The following is a 20,311-nucleotide window of genomic DNA, read 5'->3' as shown; positions in this document are numbered from 1 at the left end:
GTGCAAGCGGGCGTCATTGGGCTCTACACTGCGCTCCACTGTGTAGGTGAAGGAGGACCCAATGACGGCCAAACCCGCAACCAACCTGCTGGACACCCTCGAAGGCCAGCGCCTGGCAACGCCAGGCGCCGAGCAGTGGCGCGACTGGGGCCCGTACCTGAGTGAACGCCAATGGGGCACGGTGCGCGAAGACTACAGCGCCGACGGTGACGCCTGGGCCTACTTCCCTCATGAGCATGCACGCAGCCGCGCCTATCGATGGGGCGAGGATGGATTGGCCGGTTTCAGTGACAAGGCTCAACGCTGGTGCCTGGGCCTGGCGCTGTGGAACGAGCGTGACGCAATCCTCAAGGAACGTCTGTTCGGCCTCGACAACGCCGAAGGCAACCACGGTGAAGACGTCAAGGAACTGTACTTTTTCGTCGATGGCGTGCCGAGCCATGCCTACATGCGCATGCTCTACAAATATCCCCATGCGGCCTTTCCCTACGCTGACCTGATCGCCGAAAACGCCCGTCGTGGGCTGGCGGATGCCGAGTATGAAATCCTTGATACCGGTGTGTTCGCAGACAACCACTACTGCGACGTCAGTGTCGAATACGCCAAGCATCAGCCCGACGATATTTTCATGCGCGTCACCGTGCATAACCGTTCGGACCAACCCACACGCCTGCAGGTGCTGCCCCAGCTCTGGGCGCGCAATGACTGGAGCTGGACCTTCGATGCACCCAAGCCCAGCTTGAGGTTGGACGGCGAGCGGGTTCTGGCGCGTCATCATGAACTCGATGATCGCCACCTCAGTGCCTGGGGCCAGGACGGGTTGCAGTGGCTGTTCTGCGAAAACCAAACCAATCGGCCCAAACTGGACGGGCAACCGGCGCCGGGGCCATTTAAGGATGGCATTAATGATTACGTGGTGGGCGGGGTTGGGTCGGCCGTTCGCCGGGACGCCGGCACCAAGGTGGCCGCGCATTTCACCCTTGAACTGGCGGGCCAGGAAAGCAAAATCCTCTACCTGCGTTTTGCGCCTTTGGACGCGCCCGATGTCAATGCGCGCAAGCTATTCGAACAGCGCCGCCAGGAGGCCGATGACTTCTACGCGGTCTTGCAACAGGGCCTTGCCGATGACGATGCGCGCAATGTGCAACGCCAGGCCCTGGCCGGCCTGCTGTGGTCCAAGCAACTGTACTATTTCGACGTGAACCAGTGGCTTGACGGCGACCCGGCCCAGCCCGCGCCACCGCCCGAGCGTCTGCTTATCCGCAATACCCATTGGCGGCACCTGAGCAACTTCGACATCTTGTCCATGCCCGACACTTGGGAATACCCCTGGTATGCCTCCTGGGATCAAGGCTTCCAGGCGGTGGCCATCGCGCTGATCGACCCCGGTTACGCCAAGCAACAGCTGTTGCTGCTGGTAAAGGACCGCTTCATGCACCCCAACGGCCAATTGCCGGCCTACGAATGGCGCTTTGACGACGCCAACCCGCCCGTGCACGCCTGGGCCAGCTGGCGCGTATATCAGCAGGACAAGGCGTTGACCGGCGTGGGCGACATGGATTTCCTGGAGCGGATCTTTCACAAACTGCTGCTGAATTTCTCCTGGTGGGTCAACCGCAAGGACGCCGAGGGCCGCAACCTGTTCCAGGGCGGTTTTCTGGGCCTGGACAATATCGCCTTGTTCGACCGCTCGGCCACGTTGCCGCCGGGTTACCAGTTGGACCAGGCCGATGGCACCGCCTGGGTGGCGGCCTATGCCCTGGACCTGATGCGCATCGGCTTGGAGTTGGCCAAGCGCAATGTGGTGTACGTGGACATTGCCGTGAAGTTTTTCGAGCATTTCCTCTACATCGCCGGCGCTATCAACCGCGTCGATGACAGCGCCGAAGGCTTGTGGGATGAGCAGGACCAGTTTTTCTACGACGTACTGCACCGTCCTGATGGCCAGAGCGAACCGGTGCGCCTGCGCTCCATCGTCGGGTTAATGCCGCTGTTCGCGGTGCTTGTGCTGGAACAGCGCGAGCACGAGGGCCTGGAAGGCTTGCGCGAGCGCCTGCTGGGCTTTATGCATCATCGGCCGGACCTGGCCAGGTTGGTTTCGCGCTGGACCGAACCGGGGCAGGGCAACCGCCTGTTGCTGGCGCTGCTGCGCGGTGAACGCACCAAGGATTTGCTGCGACGCATGCTGGATGACCAGGAGTTCTTGTCGGCCTTTGGCGTGCGCGCCCTATCCAAGGCGTTCGCCGAGCAGCCCCTGGCGTTGAAGATGAATGGCGACACCTTGTGCGCCAGTTACCAACCCGGTGAATCCGACTCACGCTTGTACGGCGGCAACTCCAATTGGCGCGGGCCGCTGTGGATGCCGGTCAATTACATGCTGATTGAATCGTTGCGCGAATTTCATCGCTATTACGCGGAGCATTTTTCCGTGGAGTACCCGACGGGCAGTGGGTATCTGGCGTCACTCGAGGAAGTGGCTGACAGCCTCAGCGAGCGGCTGACGCGGCTGTTTCTCAAAGATGAAAACGGTGTGCGGCCGTCGATGGCGGGGTATGCGCAGTTGCAGGAAGACCCGGCCAGTCGTGACCTGGTGTTGTTCCATGAGTATTTTCATGGTGAGACAGGGCGAGGGTTGGGGGCTTCACACCAGACCGGGTGGAGCGCGTTGGTGGCGTTGTTGCTACAGCCAAAAACCTGAGCAGTCCTACGGATTTGCTTTTCTGTGGGAGCTGGCTTGCCTGCGATACAGGCACCGCGGTGCGTCCGGCAAATGGAGTAGATGCCAGCGCAGGCAAGCCAGCTCCCACAGGGGATCTTCATTCACCGCGAGAATGCAGGCAAAAAAATCCCGCCTGGGGAGGCGGGATCAGGATTCAGGGTTACCCGTGAATCAGGAAGGGAACAGCTCGCTCAGCTTCATCGCCAGCATCATGTCGCCTTCGGTGCGCAGCTTGCCGCCCATGAACGCTTGCATGCCGTCGGTGGAGCCGTCGACGATGCCTTCCAGGGTCTCGCTGTCCATCACCAGGGTGACCTGCGCGTTAGGGTTTTCGCCTTCTTTGAGCTCGCAGGTCTTGTCCTTGACCACCAGCGAGAAATTCTTGCTGTCGTCGATACGGAAACCGAACACCAGGTCCAAGCCTTCGGCAGCGCTTGGGTTGAATTTGGCTTTCATTGCTTCTACTGCTTTAGCTACGTCAGTCATGGTTTCGATCCTTAAGGGTAGAGTCCAGTGACCTTGGGGTCACGGTTGGCCGCAGTTCATCGGAAAGTGATGAGCTGCGGCGCCTTCAACAGTTGCAAGTGGGCGTGACTGTTGAAGGAAGCCAGTGCCACCTCGCGACCACGGAACTTCAGTTGGTTGAGCGAGGTGTTAACAATTTGCCAGTTCATTTCGAAGGCCTGGGCGGCAGGCATTCGGGTAATCAGGTGGAGCAGGGCGGTGATGGTGCCGCCGGAGGTGAATACGGCGATTTTGTCGGTGTGGTTGGCGGCTTCAAGGATCCGCTGCAAACCACCCTGGACCCGCTCGACAAACCCCAGCCAGCTTTCCAGCCCGGGCGGATCATAGGTGCCGGCCAGCCAGCGTTCGATGATCAGGGCGAAAATGCGTTGGAACTCGCTGCGGTTCTGCGGGCCATTGCGCAGGATGTGCACGGCATCCGGCTCACTGCTGAGCAGGTCGGGTAACAGGCCGCGAATGATTGCCTCGCCGTCGAACTCGTTGAACGCGCTGTCTGTTTCCAATGCCGGAACCGGCAAGCCCAGGGCGCTGTACTGGTCGAACGTGGCGCTGGCAGTGTGCTGCTGGCGACGCAGGTCGCCGGCGATGCAGCGGTCAAACGCAATGCCCAGGTCTGCCAGGTGGCGACCGAGCACTTGCGCTTGTTCCACGCCAATGGGCGAGAGGACGTCATAGTCGTCTGCACCGAAGGAAGCCTGGCCATGTCGAATCAGATAAATGCTGCCCACGTCCGTTTTCCCGGTACGTTGAAAGTCTGGCGAGGTTATGAGGATGCCTGCGAGCTGTCAATGAAAAAACATACGCTTGTTTTAAAAGCGCGTTGGAGCCCACCTGCTGGCGGTTTGATCACTGGCTCCTTCGCAGTGGCGTCGGTATGCTGAGGCCATCCGCGCCTGGCGCAGTGCATTTTTTAAGGAGACATATGGATTTTTTGGCCGAATACGCGAGCTTTCTGGCGAAGACCGTCACCCTGGTGGTCGCTATTCTGGTGGTACTGATCAGCTTTGCAGCACTGCGCAGCAAAGGTCGTCGTAAATCCGCCGGCCAATTGCAGGTCAGCAAGCTGAATGATTTCTACAAGGGCTTGCGTGAGCGCCTGGAGTCCAGCCTGCTCGACAAGGACCAGCTCAAGGCCCTGCGCAAGTCCGAAAGCAAAGCTGAAAAGAAGAAAGACAAGAAGAAGCCCGAGCCCAAGCCACGGGTATTCGTGCTGGATTTCGACGGTGACATCAAGGCTTCGGCCACCGAAAGCCTGCGCCATGAAATCACCGCACTGCTGAGCCTGGCGACGCCCAAGGACGAAGTGGTGCTACGCCTGGAAAGCGGCGGCGGCATGGTGCACAGCTATGGCCTGGCCTCTTCGCAACTGGCGCGTATCCGCCAGGCCGGCGTGCCGTTGACCGTGTGCATCGACAAAGTCGCGGCGAGCGGCGGCTACATGATGGCGTGCATCGGCGAGAAGATCATCAGTGCACCCTTCGCCATTCTCGGTTCCATTGGCGTGGTGGCGCAGTTGCCCAACGTCAATCGCCTGCTTAAAAAGCACGACATCGACTTTGAAGTGCTGACCGCCGGTGAATACAAGCGCACGCTCACTGTGTTCGGCGAAAACACCGAGAAGGGCCGGGAGAAGTTCCAGGAAGACCTGGACATCACGCATCAGCTGTTCAAGAACTTCGTCTCGCGTTACCGCCCGCAGTTGGCGATTGACGAGGTGGCCACTGGCGAAGTGTGGTTGGGGGTTGCCGCTCTCGACAAACAACTGGTTGATGAGCTGCAAACCAGCGATGAATACCTGGCCACCAAGGCCAAGACCGCCGAAGTGTTCCACCTGCACTATGCCGAGCGTAAGAGCCTGCAGGAGCGTGTGGGCCTGGCGGCCAGCGGCTCGGTGGACCGGGTGCTGTTGACCTGGTGGAGCCGCTTGACCCAGCAGCGGTTCTGGTAAGCCAGTACTGAAAACCAGGTAATCCCCTGTCGATCGTTCCCACGCGGAGCGTGGGAATGCCTCCAGTGACGCTCTGCGTCACCCTGGCGTAGGTGGGACGCGGAGCGTCCAAGGCTGCATTCCCACGCGGAGCGTGGGAACGCTCATGTCAGGTCAAACGGGGTTTAATCGAGTCCGCCAACTGCGTAAGGATCAGGCAGCACGATACGGCCCCGGCATCCAGAACGCCGAGGGAGCGCTCACCCAAACGACTCGCTCGGCCAATCTTGGCCACCAGGTCCTTGGTCGAATCCCTCCCCTGAGAAGCAGCGCTTTTCATCGCGTCGAGTGCATCGCTGAAAGAACGCGCCGCTGCATGCGCCCGTTCAAAGGCTTCCACCGCCGGGATCAACGTGTCCATCAAGCACTTGTCGCCCACGCCCGCTTCGGTGATGTCCTGCAACGAGGTCAAGCCGCCGCGCAGCAGGTGGGCGAAGGTGGCGGCGTCGATGTCTTCACTGCCGCGCACTTCGTCGGCCATGCCGATAAACAGGCTGCCATACAAGGGCCCCATGGAGCCGCCGATGCCTTCCATCAGGCTCAGGGTCAGTTCATCCAGGGCTTCGGCCAGGGTCAGTTGGCGGCCTTCGATCGTGCGGCCGCAATGGGCAAAGCCCTTGGCCATGTTGATGCCATGGTCGCCATCGCCTATAGCGCCGTCGACTTCGCTGAGGTACTCCCGGTTTGCCACGATCACGCTGACCAGGTCGGCGACAATGGCGCTACCGTCATGGGTGGAAAAATGCTCGCTCATGGTTCACTCCGCCTGGGTCATGCCGATGGAGCGGCAGGGTTGGTCGATCAAGGTTTTCAGCTCGGCGTCGAGGCCGAGCAGGGTCAAGGTCACGCCCATCATCTCCAGGGACGTGAAGTAGTTGCCCACGTAGCAACGGTGAATCTTCAAACCTTTGGCCTTGAGCTGTTTTTCCACCTCTGCGTAGAAAATATACAACTCCATCACCGGGGTGGCGCCCAGGCCTGAGACCAGCACCACCACGCTGTCGTCCTGGCTGAAATCGCGGTCGGCGAGGATCGGCGCCAGCATGCGCTCGGCCATGGCGGCGGCCGGTTCAATCGGGATGACTTCGATGCCCGGTTCGCCATGATGGCCGATACCCAGCTCCATCTGGCCGTCGGGAATCTGGAAGTTCGGCTTGCCCACCGCGGCGATCGTGCAGGGCGTAAGGCCGATACCAATCGAGCGGCAGTGGTCGACGGTTTTCTGCGCCACCCGAATCACGCCGTCCAGGTCGTAATGCTGGGCAGCGGCGGCACCGCCGATCTTCCACATGAAGATCTCCCCGGCCACGCCGCGACGCTTGGCAATATCGGCCTTTGGCGCGGAGGCCACGTCGTCGTTGGCGACCACGGTGCGGATGCGCATGTCTTTGCTGGCGGCCATTTTCATTGCCAGCTTCACGTTCATGTTGTCGCCGGCGTAGTTGCCGTACAGACAGGCCACGCCTGCGCCATGGTCGGCGGCGCGGAAGGCGTCGAAAAAGCTTTTGGCGGTGGGCGAGGAAAAAATCTCGCCGACGGCCACCGCATCCACCAGGCCCGGGCCAACATAGCCGAGGAACGCCGGTTCATGCCCGGAGCCGCCGCCGGTGACAATGCCGACGCGGCCCTGGGCGGACGGTCTGGCCCGGACAATGACCCGTGGGTTGCTTTCGTACTGGCGCAGTTCGGGGTGCGCGACCAGGATGCCGCGCAGCATGTCTTCGACCACTTGGTCGGGATCGTTGATGACTCGATTCATAACGCGGGTTCCTGTGTTCTTGTTCTAAGGGGCGACACCCTTCCATTGTGGGAGCAGGCAAGCCAGCTCCCACAGGGTTTTGTGTTGTTACTGAGATCAGGGTTCGAGCACAACCTTCAGCGATTTATCGCCGCGTTCCATCACTGCAAAGGCTTCCTTGAAGTCCGCCAGCGCAAACTTGTGGGTCACCACGTCGCGCATATCGATCTTGCGGTTGCCGATAAAGTCTATGGCCCTTGGGTACATATACGGCCCCAGGTGCGAGCCGAGGATATCCAGCTCCTTGCGGTCACCGATGATCGACCAATCCACCGTGGCCTCGTCATTGAACACGCTGAATTCCACAAAGCGTCCCAGCTTGCGCAGCATCGCCAGGCCTTGGTTCACCGCCTTGTGATGCCCGGTCGCCTCGATATAAATGTCGCAGCCGTAGCCATCGGTGATTTCGCGGATCTTCGCCAACACATCCACCTCGGCCGGGTTCCACACTTCATCGGCGCCCAGGCGCAGGGCGAGGGCGGCGCGTTCGGGTTTCATGTCCAGCACGATGAGTTTTTTCGGGTTGCGCAACCGCACCGCGCCGATGATGCCCAGGCCCAGGGTGCCGGCGCCGGCGACCACCACGATGTCGTCATGGTCGACGTTGGCGCGTTCCGCCGCGTGTAGCGAGCAGGCCAGGGGTTCGATCAGGATCGCTTCATCGGGGGCGATGGATTCCGGTACTTTGTGGATGATGCCTTCCTTGGTGAAGATCATGTATTGGGCCATGGCGCCCTGCACATTGTTCTGGAAGCCATACAGGTCGTGCTTCTGGCACATCCAGTACTGGCCGTGGTTGCAAAAGCGGCAGCCCCAGCACGGCACGATCTGCTCGGAGATCACCCGGTCGCCCACGGCCACGCCGCGCTTCTCGGCGCCTGGGCCAAGGGCGACCACGCGGCACACGAACTCATGCCCGGGGATCATCGGTGGCTTCACGTAGCGCGGTTGTTCGGTATCGCCCCAGAACGACGGCGCGCCGCGATAGGTCTTGATATCGCCCATGCAAATGCCGCACAGCTCGACTTTGGTCAGGATCTCGTCGGGGCCGGGTGTGGGCACGTCGACGGTTTCCAGGCGGTAATCTTCGGGACCGTGGCAGACCACAGCCTGCATGGTTTTCGGGATGCTCGGGGCGAGTTGTTCAGGTGTGCGTTCGGTGACGGTGGACATGACAAAACCTCACGACATAACGATGAATTACTGAATGCTGTAGCCGCCGTCGATCACCATGTTGGCACCGGTGATCATCTGCGCGGCATCACTGAGCAGGTACAACGCCAGCCCGGCGATTTCTTCCGGCTGGGCAAAGCGACCTGCCGGAATCTGCAATTTGGCCCGCTCACCCACCTCGCCCGCCCAGGCTTTTTTGCCCAGGGCGGTTTCGACGATGGTCGGGGAGATGGCGTTGACGTTGATCTGCGGCGCCCACTCCATGGCCAATACTTTGGTCATGCCGACGATGGCGGCTTTGCTGGCGCAGTAGGCGACGTGACGGTCCAGGCCAATCACGGCAGCCTGGGACGCCAGGTTGACGATGCGCCCGCTGCCCTGGGCGATCATGTGCCTGGCGCAGGCCTGAGCCATGAAAAAACTGGCCTTGAGGTTGATGTCCAAGGTGGTGTCCCAGGCGCTTTCGCTGACGTCGATGGCCTTGTCCAGCAGCACCACGCCTGCGCTGTTGATCAGGTAATCCAGGCGCTGGAAATGCGCGAACACCTTGTCGACGGTCGGTTGTATCTGGTCGATCCTCCCGAGGTCGACGGCAATGCCAAGGTGCCCGGCACCCAGGCTGGCGGCCACCTCGACCACGGCCGGATCGCGGTCCAGCAGCGCCACCCTTGCGCCGCGTTCCGCCAGCAAGGTAGCGCAGGCCAGGCCGATGCCGGCGGCGCCACCGGTGATCACCGCGCAACGGCCGCTGAGGTCGAAGGCTTGGTTCCAGAAACCAGACATGAATGACTCCTCGTTCCCACGCTCTGCGTGGGAATGCCGCGTGGAACGCTCTGCGTTCCGATGTTAAGTGACGCGGAGCGTCACGGGATGCGTTCCCACGCGGAGCGTGGGAACGATCAAACTACTTACCGCCGCTGACTTGCTTGTACAGCGCGTCCGCATTGGCATTGGTCACCGGCACCCACGGCAGAATGTAATTCTTGGCCGTGCCGTCACCCCATTTCACGTCTTTGGCATAGCGCTCCCAGATCACCGATTGTGGCTTGTAGTCCTTGCCGGCCAGGGCGCGCAACGCTACGTCCAGCGCGCCTTGGGACTGGGCCTGGGCATCCTGGAGGAAGGTGGTGACTTCGTCCTTTTTCGCCGCCTGGATCGCATCCGGCATGCCGTCGATAGAGGTCACAGGCACATCCTTGGAGGTGAGGCCATGGGACTTCAGCGCCTGCACGGCGCCCAGGGCCATGTCGTCATTCTGGGCGATCACGCCATTGATGCCCTTGGGGTGGGCGTTGAGCCAGTCTTCGGTGAGCGTCATGGCCTGGGCGCGGTCCCAGTTGGCGGTTTTCTTTTCGATGATCTTGATGTCCGGGTGTTTGCCCAGCACTTCCAGCTCGCCTTTTTCCCGGTCGATCTGCGCCGACTGGCCAATCGGGCCCTGGATGATCACCACGTTGCCTTTGCCATTGAGCTTGTCGACCATGGCCTGGGCCTGCAGGCGGCCGCCTTCCACGTCGTCGTTACCCACATACGGCACGCTGGCATCGGCTACTTTCGTATTGGAGGCGATGACCACCACGTCGTTGCTCATGGCGGCCTTGACGGTACCGACGCCGGCCTTGGTATCAATCGGTACGAACAGAATCGCGTCGTAGCGTTGGGTCACCATGTTTTCGATCTGGTTGTTCTGGGTCAGGGCGTCGTAGTTGCCGTCGAACACGGTCAACTGCACGGTGCCATCCTTGACGGCCGGATGTTCCTTGAGCTCGCGGACCCAGTTCTGCATGAACTGACCCTTGAGGCCATAGACGGCTGCGCCGATCTTGTAGGTCTTGCCGTCGGCGGCCAGGGCGATACTGCTGGCGAGCAGGGAGAGGGCCGCCGCAGCGGCCAGGGTGGTACCCAGTTTCATAAGTAGAACTCCAGTTATTGTTATGGGTCGTTCTTCAGCGTTTCTTCTTGCGCCACACGTCGATCAGTACTGCAAACACGATGATCAGGCCCTTGGCGACCTGCTGGTAATAGGAGGACACGCCGAGCAGGTTCAGGCCGTTGTTGATCACGCCGATCAACAGTGCCCCGAACAAGGTGCCGACAATGCTGCCGGTACCGCCGGACAAACTGGTGCCACCGATCACCACCGCGGCAATCGCGTCCAACTCATAGGAAACCCCGGCCTGGGGCAGGGCAGAGGTGGTGCGTGCCGACAGCACCACGCCGGCCAACCCGGCGAGCAGGCCCGAGACCACGTACACCGAGAACATCACCTTGCGCACGCCAATGCCCGATGTGCGCGCGCTTTTTTCATTGCCGCCCACCGCGTACACATAACGGCCGTAGGTGGTGTAGCGCAGCACCATCCAGAAAATAAGCGCGACCACGGCGAAGATGATGATCGGCACGCCCACCGGGCCGACCTTGCCGATGCCCAGGGCCAGGTAGGCGTCGGGCAGGTCGGTGATCGGGCTGCCGTCGTTGAGAATAAAGGTCATGCCCCGGGCGATGCTGAGCATGCCGAGGGTGGCCACGAACGGCGGGATCGACAGGTTGGCGATCATGAAACCATTGACCACCCCGAGCATCGCGCCGGCAAACATCCCCGCGCTGACCGCCGCCAACAGGCCATAACCCTGGGTGGCGACCATGGCGCTGCACAACCCGGCGAACGCCAGGATCGACCCCACCGACAGGTCGATGCCCTTGGTCAGGATCACATAGGTCATGCCCACGGCGAGAATGCCGTTGATGGAGGTCTGGCGCAGGATGTCCATCCAGTTGCGCCAGGTCATGAAGTATTCGCTGGAAAACGCCATCACCACGCACAGCAGGATAAACACCAGCGGCAGGCCGAAGCGGTCGAGGGACAGGCGCAGGCGGTTGCGCGGCGCGGCAGTAACGGGAGCAACGATGGTTTTGGCATTCATGAGGCAAGACTCAACAAGGCTTCCTGGGAAAGGGCGGTGTCGGTGCTGATAGTGACCAGCCGGCCGCCTTTGAAGACGGCGATGCGGTCGCTCAAGTGCAGCAGTTCCGGTGCTTCCGACGACACCACAATGGCTGCGCCACCGGCGCGCACGAACTGGTCGAGCAGGTGGTAGATCTCCTGTTTGGCGCCTTCGTCGATGCCGCGGGTGGGTTCATCGCAGAGCAGGCATACCGGCTCGGTGGACAGGCATTTGGCGAGCACCACCTTTTGCTGGTTGCCGCCGCTCATTGATGCCACCGGCAGCTCCAGGGAGCTGGTCTTGATCTGCAAGCGCTTGACCATCTCCTCGGCCAGTTGCGCTTCTTTACGTGCGTTGATCAGCGACCAACTCGACAAGCGCTTATAGGCCGACAGTGCAATGTTCGACAGGATGCTGCCGGTCAGCACCAGGCCGCTGTCCTTGCGGTCTTCGGTAACCAGCGACATGCCGGCGTCGATGGTCGCCTTGGGCTGCCCGATGGGCATGGGCTTGCCTCGCAAGGTAACGCTGCCGGAATCCGCCACGGTCAGGCCGTAGATGCAATTGAGGAATTCACTGCGCCCGGAGCCCATCAACCCATAAATGCCGAGGATCTCGCCACGGCGCAGTTGCAGGCTGATGTCGTGGAACTCACCGTTGCGGCTCAGGTTGTCGACTTGCAGGCAGGTGCTGGCCGCACATTCGCGGCCCGCCTTGTGGTCGATGCGCGTCAGTTCCTGGCCGACAATGCCGCGCACCAGGTGGTCGCGGTCGATATCGGCCATGCGCCCGCTTTCGACAAAGGCGCCATCACGGAAGATGCTGTAGTCATCGGCGATCTGCGCCAGTTCGCTCAGTCGATGGGACACGTACACGATGCCGGCGCCGCGCGCGGTAAGGCGGCGAATCGCCTTGAACAGGGTTTCGGCCTCGCGCTCGCCGATGGCCGAGGTGGGCTCGTCCATGATCATCACCTGGCAGTCATGGCTGAACGCCTTGGCGATTTCCACCAATTGCATCTGCGCCACGCTCAAGCGGTGCATGGGGCTGGTGGCGTCGACGTCGAACTCCAGGCTTTCGAGCAGTTCACGGGTACGGCGGTTGAGGGCCTTGCTGTCGACGATGCAACCGGCGCGGCGCGGTTCGCGGCCCAGCCAGATGTTTTCGGCGACGGTCATGTAGGGGATGGGTTCGAGCTCCTGGGTGATCATTGCGATCCCCGCCGCCAAGGCTTCACTCGGGCGATTGAACTGCACCGGTGCGCCGTTGAGCAGAATGCTGCCGGCGTCACGCTGGGTGATGCCCATCAGGATGCTCAGGAAGGTTGACTTGCCGGCACCGTTGCCGCCGCACAGGGCGTGGACGCTGCCGGCGCGCAGAGAAAGGCGCCCGTCGCGCAGGGCTGGTACCCCGGCGTAAGCCTTGGCGACGTGTTCAGCCTGGAGCAGTAATGGCGTGGCCATCGGCGTGTCCTCGTGCTGTGAATTCTTATTAGGTCGCACAGTCATGTTTCGCTGTGATCATATGTGTATCAAATGAAATTCTGATCAGTCAATCTCTTTCACTTAAAAGGTGTGATTCTCATCTTTGACGCGGTTATTGCCTTGGTATAGGGCTTTGACTGGCAGGTCAGTTAAATCTCGCTTGACAGTAAGGGGTGAATGCTTGCGAAATGGGTGAGAGATATTTCACTAAGTGATCATTTGATCAGTGGAGTTTGGCGCCATGAACACACCTTTCCCGGTGGCTATCGGATGTGATGAAGCGGGTTTTGAGCTCAAAGAGTTGTTGAAGCGCCATATCGAGGCGTTGGGATACCCGGTGACCGACTTCGGTACGCATTCAACGGTGCCGGTGCTGTACCCGGACATCGCCCTGGCCGTGGCCACCGCCATCAATGCCGGGCAACAGCGCCTCGGCGTGCTGGTATGCGGCACCGGCATAGGCATGGCCATCTCGGCCAACAAGGTGCTGGGTATCCGTGCGGCCCAGGCCCATGACACCTACTCGGCGGAGCGGGCGCGCAAGAGTAACGATGCGCAAATCCTCTCCATCGGTGCGCGGGTCATCGGTGCGGAGTTGGCCAAAAGCATCGTCAGTGCGTTTTTGGCCTCGGAGTTCGAAGCGGCGCGGTCCGGGGCCAAGGTCGAACGCATCAATGCGATCGAGCGCGATGGGCATCAGTAGTGGACGGCGCGGGGCAAGAGTCGGGAGAATGCGCCTTTGACGCCGAAACGGAAGCCCGTCCCCATGAGTGACAGTACCCAGCGCATGGCCAGTGATATCGATCAGATGACCGAAGTGGCGATGCTCTATTACCTTGAGAACGTCACTCAGGAGGCCATTGCCAAGCGCTTTGACCTGTCGCGGGCCAAAGTCAGCCGCCTGCTCAAGCGTGCTCGGGATGAAGGGATCGTCGAGGTGCGCGTGTTGCAGCACCCGGCGATGAACAACGAGCTGGAGCGGGCGCTGGTGGAGCGCTTCAAGCTCGACCGCGCCTTGATCGCAGTCGACCACAGCGACCCCGACACCCAGCGCTCGGCGGTCGCCAGCCTGGTCGCCAACTACCTCAACAAGACCCTGAGTGATGGGATGATCGTTGCCGTGGGCATGGGGCGTAACGTCGGCGCGGTGGCCGATAACGTGTTTCTGCCGGTGACCCGCAACTGCACTTTCGTGTGTGCCATCGGCGGTTCGCTCAAGGCCGGCGAATACATGAACCCTGACCACATCTGCCGACGCCTGGCCCTGCGCTTTGGTGGCGAAAGTGAAAGCCTGTACGCCCCGGCGCTGGTGGCCAACCCGGAACTGCGCGGGGTGCTGATCAACAACGACACGGTGCGTTCGACCCTTGACCGCGCCCGCCGTGCCGATATCGCCCTGATCGGCATCGGCGACATGAGCGAGAACAGCAACATGGTGCGCATGGGCTGGTTCTCGCCCCAGGAAATCGCCCAGGCGCGGTTGTCTGGCACCGTGGGCGACATGATGGGCTATGACTTTATCGACATTCACGGCCAGCCGGCGGTCAACGCCATCCAGGGGCGCGTGATCGGGTTGACGGTGCAGGAGCTGTTTCGCATCCCGGATGTGGTGGCGATTGCCAGCGAGAACACCAAGGCGGCGGCGACCTTGGGGGCGTTGCGTTCGGGGGTGATCAATACGCTGGCGACCACCGTCACCAATGCCCACACCATCCTGGCGCTGGACGATGCCACTCGTAAAACCTGATACAGATCGTTCCCACGCTCCAGCGTGGGAACGCATCCTGTGACGCTCCGCGTCATCCTTGCGCGGGTGGGACGCGGAGCGTCACAGGCGGCATTCCCACGCAGAGCGTGGGAACGATCATGCATCGAGGTGCCGGCATCGCAGGCCAGCTCCCACAAGAGTTGCTGTGCTTCTGATGGGGTTTACAGGTTTTGTAATAGTTTTGCGTTGTGGGAAATTTGTATTTCGAATGTAGGATTCAAGTCCTTTTGTCATTTCAGGACTTGCATGAACACCCTCTCGGAGCCTCCCAGTCGTCTTTCCCCAAGACAACCGCTGTCGCTGTTCCCGCTGAAGCACCCCGTATTCCGTCAACTAACCTTGTCCCGGTCGCATGACCGCACTTTGCCGTGCCCGGCGTTCTGAACACTTTAAAGACAGAGAATTTATAAATGGAATGGTTAGCGGATCCTACGGCCTGGCTCGGCCTTGCGACCTTGATTGTGCTGGAACTGGTGCTGGGTATCGACAACCTGGTGTTTATCGCGATCCTGGCGGACAAGTTGCCGCCGGAGCAGCGTGACCGTGCACGGTTGATCGGCTTGTCCTTGGCGCTATTGATGCGCCTGGGCCTGTTGGCGAGTATTTCCTGGTTGGTGACCCTGACCCAGCCGCTGTTCGAGGTGTTCGACAAGAGCTTCTCCGGCCGTGACCTGATCATGCTGTTTGGTGGTGTGTTCCTGTTGTTCAAGGCCACCATGGAATTGCATGAGCGCCTTGAAGGCCATGTGGCGCAGCACAAGGGCAGTGTGGCTTACGCAATGTTCTGGCCTATTGTCGCGCAGATCGTGGTGCTGGATGCGGTGTTCTCCCTCGACGCGGTGATTACCGCCGTGGGCATGGTCGACGAGCTGGCGGTGATGATGATCGCCGTGATCGTGTCCATCGGCCTGATGATCGTGGCGAGCAAGCCGCTGACCCGTTTCGTCAATGCGCATCCGACCGTGATCATGCTGTGCCTGGGCTTCTTGATGATGATCGGCTTCGCCCTGACCGCCGAAGGCTTGGGCTTCCATATTCCCAAGGGCTACCTGTACGCGGCTATTGGCTTCTCGATTCTGATCGAGGTGTTCAACCAGATCGCCCGAGCCCGTCGCAAGAAGTCGGCGCAGGGCGTGTTGCCGGTGCGTGAGCGTACCGCCCATGCGGTGATGCGCTTGTTGGGCGGCCGCAGCCTGGCGGTGGAAGAGGTGGGTGAAGACGTGGCTGATCTGCTGGGCGAGCCGGATGCTGCGCAGGGTCCGCTGTTTGACCGACGCGAACGGGTGATGATCAGCGGCGTGCTGCAACTGGCCGAGCGGCCGATTCGCACCCTGATGACGCCAAGGGCCAAGGTTGATTGCATCGACCTGGCGGATGACCCCGAGACGATCCGTCTGAAACTGATGCACTCGTCCTACTCGCGTCTGCCGTTGATCCGTAACGGTGCGGTGGATGAGCCCCTGGGTTTTGTGCACAAGAAGGAGTTACTCAAGGAGTACCTGGCGGGCAACGAGCCGAACCTGGAACACCTGGCGCGTCGGGCGATCAACCTGCTGGACAGTTTTTCGATCCTCAATGCCCTGGAGCAAATGCGCCAGGAGTCCACTCACATCGCTTTCGTGATCAACGAATTCGGCGACTTCATGGGCGTATTGAGCATGACGGATATTCTGGAATCCATCGCCGGTGAATTGCCCGATGCTAGCGAAATCGAAGGGCCCGATATTGTCGAGCAAGGCGATGGCTTCCGTGCCAATGGCGCCTTGAACCTCAACCTGGTGCGTCAACGCACGGGCTTCAAGGCGGTGACGACCGAGGATTATCAAACCCTGGCAGGTTTGGTGATGAGCCTGCTTGACCGCCTGCCGGTGGTGGGCGATAGCCTGGAACATGAAGGCTGGCGTTTGACCGTGGCTGAAGTGGAGGAGCGTCGAGTGACGCAAGTGCACTTGCACCCTTGCTCAGGTCATAACGGCTGAAGATGTCCTTCACGTACTGCTCTTGTTCTTCAAGGGGGCCCAAACCTTTGTGTTGTTCCACCAGGGCGCCCTTGCGATAGATCAGCAGCGTCGGGGTGCCTGACACGTCAGGGTGCCTCGGCGTATGGGCGCAATCGAGTACCAGGCTCACGACCCAGGGATGCTGCCAGGCGTGCTGTTCGAACAAGGAGCCTGCCTGCGCGCAAGCGGGGCAGTGCTCTGATACAAACAGGAGGAACACCGGGCGCGGTGTATTCAGTACGCGTTCGAACGCTTTGGCGCTGGAAATGATGCGGGTGGCCATTCCCATGGTGATCTCCCTTCAAGCCGCGTGGGTGTTTGCCAACGCTAAGCCCGTGGCTTATCACCGTCTACTGTCAACCTTCACAGGTCTGCCTCGCGCTCTATGCGCTCCCTGGCCTTGCGGGCCTGGCTCGCGCACTTCTCGTATTCCTCATTGTCGCGGGAGGCCTTGGCCCGGCGATAGCCATGGTGATTCTGGGCGGTGTAGTCGGTGCTGAAGGCTTCCTTGAGTTTCTGCAGTTCTTCCTTGCATTCACGGCGGTCGCTACTGGCCAGGGCGTTGCCAGCCACCCCGAGCAAAAGCACGGGCAAGATATATCGCAGTTTCATCAGTCAGGTTCCATGTAAGGGCGAGCAAGCACGCTCTTAGAGGTTAGCCCAGGCGTTCGGTATTGGTGCGCAGTAACAGGGTTTGAGGTCTTGCGTAGCAAAGCGTTTTTACTCACAGGCAGGCGCCGTATTCCCGTCAGGCCGCTATCTGACTGATCCACAAGGCATTTGCGGGGCGCATGTCTTTCCATGAGCACCTATGGCACACTTTCTGCTGTCTATTCCGTTGTTACATACCAAGTTCCGGTATAGCGGAATACACCCTCCCTGGAGTGCTTGTCATGCATCACCGACCTTCCGTATTCAAAGCGTGTGTTTTTCTCGTCGCTGCATCGGCTTCCCTCGCCAGCGTGGTGCAGGCGGCGGACAGCAAGCTCGATGATGTGCTCAAGCGTGGGCACTTGATCGTAGGTACAGGCAGTACCAATGCGCCGTGGCACTTCCAGGGAGCGGATGGCAAGTTGCAGGGGTTTGATATCGACATCGGCCGCATCGTGGCCAAAGGCTTGTTCAATGACCCGAGCAAGGTGGAGTTTGTGGTGCAATCGTCCGATGCACGTATTCCCAACCTGCTCACCGACAAGGTCGACATGAGCTGCCAGTTCATCACCGTTACCGCCAGCCGTGCGCAGCAGGTGGCCTTTACCCTGCCGTACTACCGGGAAGGCGTCGGCCTGCTGTTGCCCAATAACAGCAAATACAAGGAAATCGAAGACCTGCAGGCGGCGGGCGACGACGTCACCGTGGCTGTGCTGCAGAACGTGTATGCCGAAGAGTTGGTGCACCAGGCACTGCCCAAGGCCAAGGTCGATCAGTACGACAGCGTTGACCTGATGTACCAGGCCGTGAACTCAGGCCGCGCCGATGCTGCTGCCACCGACCAGTCCTCGGTCAAATACCTGATGGTGCAGAACCCTGGCCGCTACCGCAGCCCCACCTACGCCTGGAGCCCGCAAACCTATGCCTGCGCGGTCAAGCGCGGCGACCAGGACTGGCTGAATTTCGTCAACACCGCGCTGCACGAAGCCATGACCGGTGTGGAATTCCCCACCTACAAAGCCTCGTTCAAGCAGTGGTTCGGCGTGGAACTGCCAGAACCGGCGATTGGTTTTCCCGTGGAATTCAAGTGACCCGCAACAACAGGGGCGTGCCTGAACACGCCCCCTTCAGGTGCTGCTGACCATGAACTATCAGTTGAACTTTGCCGCCGTCTGGCGTGATTTCGACACCTTGCTGGCGGGGCTCGGCCTGGGGCTGCAGTTGGCGTTGCTGTCGATCGCCATCGGCTGCGTGATCGGCCTGTTGATGGCGTTTGCCATGCTTTCCAGGTACCGCGCGTTGCGTATTATTGCCTCGGTGTATGTCACCGTGGTGCGCAACACCCCGATCCTGGTGTTGATCCTGTTGATCTACTTCGCCTTGCCCTCCCTGGGCATTCGGCTGGATAAGATTCCCTCGTTCATCATCACCCTGTCGCTGTATGCCGGTGCCTATCTCACCGAGGTATTCCGCGCAGGCCTGGTGAATATTCCCAAGGGCTTGCGGGAAGCCGGCCTGGCCATCGGCCTGGGGGAGTGGCGGATTCGCGCTTACATCACCGTGCCGGTGATGCTGCGCAACGTGTTGCCGGCACTCTCGAACAACTTCATCTCGCTGTTCAAGGACACCTCCCTGGCCGCCGCGATCGCGGTGCCGGAGCTGACCTATTACGCCCGCAAGATCAACGTCGAAAGCTACCGGGTGATTGAAACCTGGCTGGTCACGACCGCGCTCTACGTGGCTGCCTGTTACCTGATTGCCATGCTGCTCCGTTACCTGGAACAGCGTTTGGCTATCCGTCGTTAAGGAAGGGCCTCATGTACGAATCCCCCAGTTGGCTGCATGAATTGTGGATCGCCCGCGAGACCCTCTGGGCCGGCTTTCAGGCCAGCGTGGCGGTCTCGGCGCTGGCGATTGTCTTTGGCACCCTGATCGGCATCGTCGCCGGGTTGATCCTGACCTACGGCAAGTTCTGGATGCGTGCGCCGTTCCGTCTGTATGTCGATTTGATCCGTGGCACGCCGGTGTTTGTGCTGGTGTTGGCATGTTTCTACATGCTGCCGGCCCTTGGCTGGCAAATCAGTGCGTTCCAGGCCGGTGCTGTCGGGCTCACCTTGTTCTGTGGCTCCCATGTATCGGAAATCGTGCGCGGCGCGCTGCAGGCCATTCCCCGTGGGCAATTGGAAGCGGGCAAGGCGATTGGCCTGACGTTCTATCAGTCCCTGGGCTATGTGCTGCTGCCCCAGGCGCTGCGGCAGATCTTGCCGACCTGGGTGAACTCCTCTACGGAAATCGTCAAGGCTTCCACCTTGCTGTCGGTGATCGGTGTGGCCGAATTGCTGCTCAGTACCCAGCAGGTGATCGCGCGCACCTTCATGACCCTGGAGTTCTACCTGTTCGCCGGTTTTCTGTTCTTTGTCATCAACTACGCCATCGAATTATTCGGGCGCTACATTGAAAAGCGGGTGGCCTTGCCATGAACCAAGCTCAAACCAACCCAGCGCTGCTGGACATTCGTGGCCTGCGTAAACAATACGGCCAGGTGGAAGTGCTCAAGGGCGTCGACCTGTCCATGCAGCGCGGCAATGTGGTGACGTTGATCGGCTCCAGCGGCTCGGGCAAGACCACCTTGCTGCGCTGCGTGAACCTGCTGGAAGAGTTCCAGGGCGGGCAGATCACCCTGGATGGCGAGTCCATCGGCTACAGCGATGTCGGCGGCAAGCGTGTACGCCACCCGGAGCGAGTGATCGCCCAGCACCGCGCAATGACCGGCATGGCGTTCCAGCAATTCAACCTGTTCCCGCACCTGACCGCGCTGCAGAACGTCACCCTCGGCTTGCTCAAGGTCAATAAAATGGGCAAGGATGAAGCGGTAGCGCTGGCCGAAAAATGGCTGGACCGCGTCGGCCTGCTGGAGCGCCGCAACCACTTTCCCGGCCAATTGTCCGGCGGCCAGCAACAGCGCGTGGCCATTGCCCGGGCCATTGCCATGAACCCCAGCCTGATGCTGTTCGACGAAGTCACCTCGGCCCTCGACCCGGAGTTGGTGGGCGAAGTGCTCAGCGTGATCAAGGGGTTGGCGGAGGAGGGCATGACCATGTTGTTGGTCACCCACGAGATGCGCTTTGCCTATGAGGTCTCGGACCAGATCGTCTTCATGAACCAGGGCCGCATTGAAGAGCAGGGCAGTGCGAAGGACATCTTCGAACGGCCGCAGTCGCCGCGCCTGGCAGAATTTCTCAAGAACATTCGTTTTTAACA

The 20,311-nt window shown here is 60.6% G+C and carries 19 protein-coding genes and 1 pseudogene; 9 read left to right on the top strand and 11 right to left on the bottom strand.

Features of this window, described 5'->3' with window-relative positions:
* Positions 1 to 61: 61 nt before the first annotated feature.
* Positions 62 to 2,698 (top strand): MGH1-like glycoside hydrolase domain-containing protein, encoded by a 2,637-nt coding sequence (locus tag JFT58_RS04730; protein ID WP_054896553.1) that lies wholly within the window; start codon positions 62 to 64, stop codon positions 2,696 to 2,698.
* A 192-nt stretch (positions 2,699 to 2,890) separates the two neighbouring features.
* Here JFT58_RS04730 and JFT58_RS04725 read toward each other — a convergent pair whose 3' ends face one another.
* Both JFT58_RS04725 and JFT58_RS04720 read right to left on the bottom strand, forming a co-directional pair.
* Positions 2,891 to 3,205 (bottom strand): SCP2 sterol-binding domain-containing protein, encoded by a 315-nt coding sequence (locus JFT58_RS04725; protein WP_054896552.1) that lies wholly within the window; start codon positions 3,203 to 3,205, stop codon positions 2,891 to 2,893.
* A 56-nt stretch (positions 3,206 to 3,261) separates the two neighbouring features.
* Positions 3,262 to 3,972: a histidine phosphatase family protein gene (locus tag JFT58_RS04720; protein WP_034135852.1), complete on the bottom strand. Its 711-nt coding sequence runs from the start codon at positions 3,970 to 3,972 to the stop codon at positions 3,262 to 3,264.
* 194 nt (positions 3,973 to 4,166) lie between these two features.
* Between JFT58_RS04720 and sohB the strand changes: the two genes are divergently transcribed.
* The gene (gene sohB, locus JFT58_RS04715; protein WP_014718187.1) at positions 4,167 to 5,192 is read left to right on the top strand and encodes a protease SohB; all 1,026 of its coding nucleotides are present in this window, start codon (positions 4,167 to 4,169) and stop codon (positions 5,190 to 5,192) included.
* Between the two features lie 148 nt (positions 5,193 to 5,340).
* Here the strand turns inward: sohB and dhaL are convergent, their stop codons facing one another.
* The 7 genes from dhaL to JFT58_RS04680 form a co-directional block, all read right to left on the bottom strand.
* Complete coding sequence (dhaL, locus tag JFT58_RS04710) at positions 5,341 to 5,985, bottom strand: dihydroxyacetone kinase subunit DhaL (RefSeq protein WP_054896551.1); 645 nt, start codon at positions 5,983 to 5,985, stop codon at positions 5,341 to 5,343.
* A gap of 3 nt (positions 5,986 to 5,988) precedes the next feature.
* Positions 5,989 to 6,990, bottom strand: a complete 1,002-nt coding sequence (locus JFT58_RS04705) for a dihydroxyacetone kinase subunit DhaK (RefSeq protein ID WP_034125751.1) — start codon at positions 6,988 to 6,990, stop codon at positions 5,989 to 5,991.
* A 96-nt stretch (positions 6,991 to 7,086) separates the two neighbouring features.
* Complete coding sequence (locus tag JFT58_RS04700; RefSeq protein WP_198834302.1) at positions 7,087 to 8,202, bottom strand: MDR/zinc-dependent alcohol dehydrogenase-like family protein; 1,116 nt, start codon at positions 8,200 to 8,202, stop codon at positions 7,087 to 7,089.
* 27 nt (positions 8,203 to 8,229) lie between these two features.
* Complete coding sequence (locus JFT58_RS04695) at positions 8,230 to 8,985, bottom strand: SDR family oxidoreductase (RefSeq protein WP_054896550.1); 756 nt, start codon at positions 8,983 to 8,985, stop codon at positions 8,230 to 8,232.
* A gap of 121 nt (positions 8,986 to 9,106) precedes the next feature.
* Complete coding sequence (locus tag JFT58_RS04690; protein WP_034125748.1) at positions 9,107 to 10,114, bottom strand: substrate-binding domain-containing protein; 1,008 nt, start codon at positions 10,112 to 10,114, stop codon at positions 9,107 to 9,109.
* Between the two features lie 34 nt (positions 10,115 to 10,148).
* Complete coding sequence (locus tag JFT58_RS04685) at positions 10,149 to 11,126, bottom strand: ABC transporter permease (protein ID WP_014718193.1); 978 nt, start codon at positions 11,124 to 11,126, stop codon at positions 10,149 to 10,151.
* Positions 11,123 to 12,610, bottom strand: a complete 1,488-nt coding sequence (locus tag JFT58_RS04680) for a sugar ABC transporter ATP-binding protein (protein ID WP_054896549.1) — start codon at positions 12,608 to 12,610, stop codon at positions 11,123 to 11,125. Before JFT58_RS04680 ends, JFT58_RS04685 begins: the two co-directional genes overlap by 4 nt.
* Positions 12,611 to 12,872: 262 nt before the next feature.
* On the opposite strand from JFT58_RS04680, the gene rpiB reads away from it, so the two are divergent.
* The 3 genes from rpiB (at position 12,873) to JFT58_RS04665 (ending at position 16,378) form a co-directional block, all read left to right on the top strand.
* Positions 12,873 to 13,334, top strand: coding sequence for a ribose 5-phosphate isomerase B (gene rpiB, locus JFT58_RS04675; RefSeq protein ID WP_034125746.1), 462 nt, complete (start codon positions 12,873 to 12,875; stop codon positions 13,332 to 13,334).
* Positions 13,335 to 13,397: 63 nt separating this feature from the next.
* A complete protein-coding gene (locus tag JFT58_RS04670; protein WP_034125745.1) occupies positions 13,398 to 14,378 on the top strand; it encodes a sugar-binding transcriptional regulator in 981 nt (326 codons plus the stop codon).
* Between the two features lie 431 nt (positions 14,379 to 14,809).
* The gene (locus JFT58_RS04665; protein WP_034125744.1) at positions 14,810 to 16,378 is read left to right on the top strand and encodes a TerC family protein; all 1,569 of its coding nucleotides are present in this window, start codon (positions 14,810 to 14,812) and stop codon (positions 16,376 to 16,378) included.
* Positions 16,379 to 16,400: 22 nt separating this feature from the next.
* Here the strand turns inward: JFT58_RS04665 and JFT58_RS04660 are convergent.
* Both JFT58_RS04660 and JFT58_RS04655 read right to left on the bottom strand, forming a co-directional pair.
* A pseudogene (locus tag JFT58_RS04660) lies at positions 16,401 to 16,682 on the bottom strand (thioredoxin family protein); the annotation flags it as partial.
* Between the two features lie 80 nt (positions 16,683 to 16,762).
* Positions 16,763 to 17,011 carry a hypothetical protein gene (locus tag JFT58_RS04655; RefSeq protein ID WP_034125743.1) on the bottom strand — a complete coding sequence of 83 codons (249 nt, stop codon included), beginning with the start codon at positions 17,009 to 17,011 and terminating at the stop codon, positions 16,763 to 16,765.
* A 281-nt stretch (positions 17,012 to 17,292) separates the two neighbouring features.
* On the opposite strand from JFT58_RS04655, the gene JFT58_RS04650 reads away from it, so the two are divergent.
* From JFT58_RS04650 to JFT58_RS04635, 4 genes are read left to right on the top strand one after another with little or no spacing between them, the layout of a single operon-like run.
* Positions 17,293 to 18,141 carry a transporter substrate-binding domain-containing protein gene (locus tag JFT58_RS04650; protein ID WP_054896548.1) on the top strand — a complete coding sequence of 283 codons (849 nt, stop codon included), beginning with the start codon at positions 17,293 to 17,295 and terminating at the stop codon, positions 18,139 to 18,141.
* Between the two features lie 52 nt (positions 18,142 to 18,193).
* Complete coding sequence (locus JFT58_RS04645; protein WP_054896547.1) at positions 18,194 to 18,856, top strand: amino acid ABC transporter permease; 663 nt, start codon at positions 18,194 to 18,196, stop codon at positions 18,854 to 18,856.
* Positions 18,857 to 18,867: 11 nt separating this feature from the next.
* Positions 18,868 to 19,530 carry an amino acid ABC transporter permease gene (locus tag JFT58_RS04640; protein ID WP_034135844.1) on the top strand — a complete coding sequence of 221 codons (663 nt, stop codon included), beginning with the start codon at positions 18,868 to 18,870 and terminating at the stop codon, positions 19,528 to 19,530.
* Complete coding sequence (locus tag JFT58_RS04635; RefSeq protein WP_054896546.1) at positions 19,527 to 20,309, top strand: amino acid ABC transporter ATP-binding protein; 783 nt, start codon at positions 19,527 to 19,529, stop codon at positions 20,307 to 20,309. The genes JFT58_RS04640 and JFT58_RS04635 overlap by 4 nt, the downstream gene beginning before the upstream one ends.
* Positions 20,310 to 20,311 lie beyond the last annotated feature (2 nt).

This window comes from Pseudomonas sp. MF6767, assembly GCF_016405475.1.
Taxonomy (GTDB): domain Bacteria; phylum Pseudomonadota; class Gammaproteobacteria; order Pseudomonadales; family Pseudomonadaceae; genus Aquipseudomonas; species Aquipseudomonas paracarnis.
The sequence above is the reverse complement of the archived record's forward strand: the minus strand, read 5'-3'. Positions and strand labels throughout refer to the sequence as shown.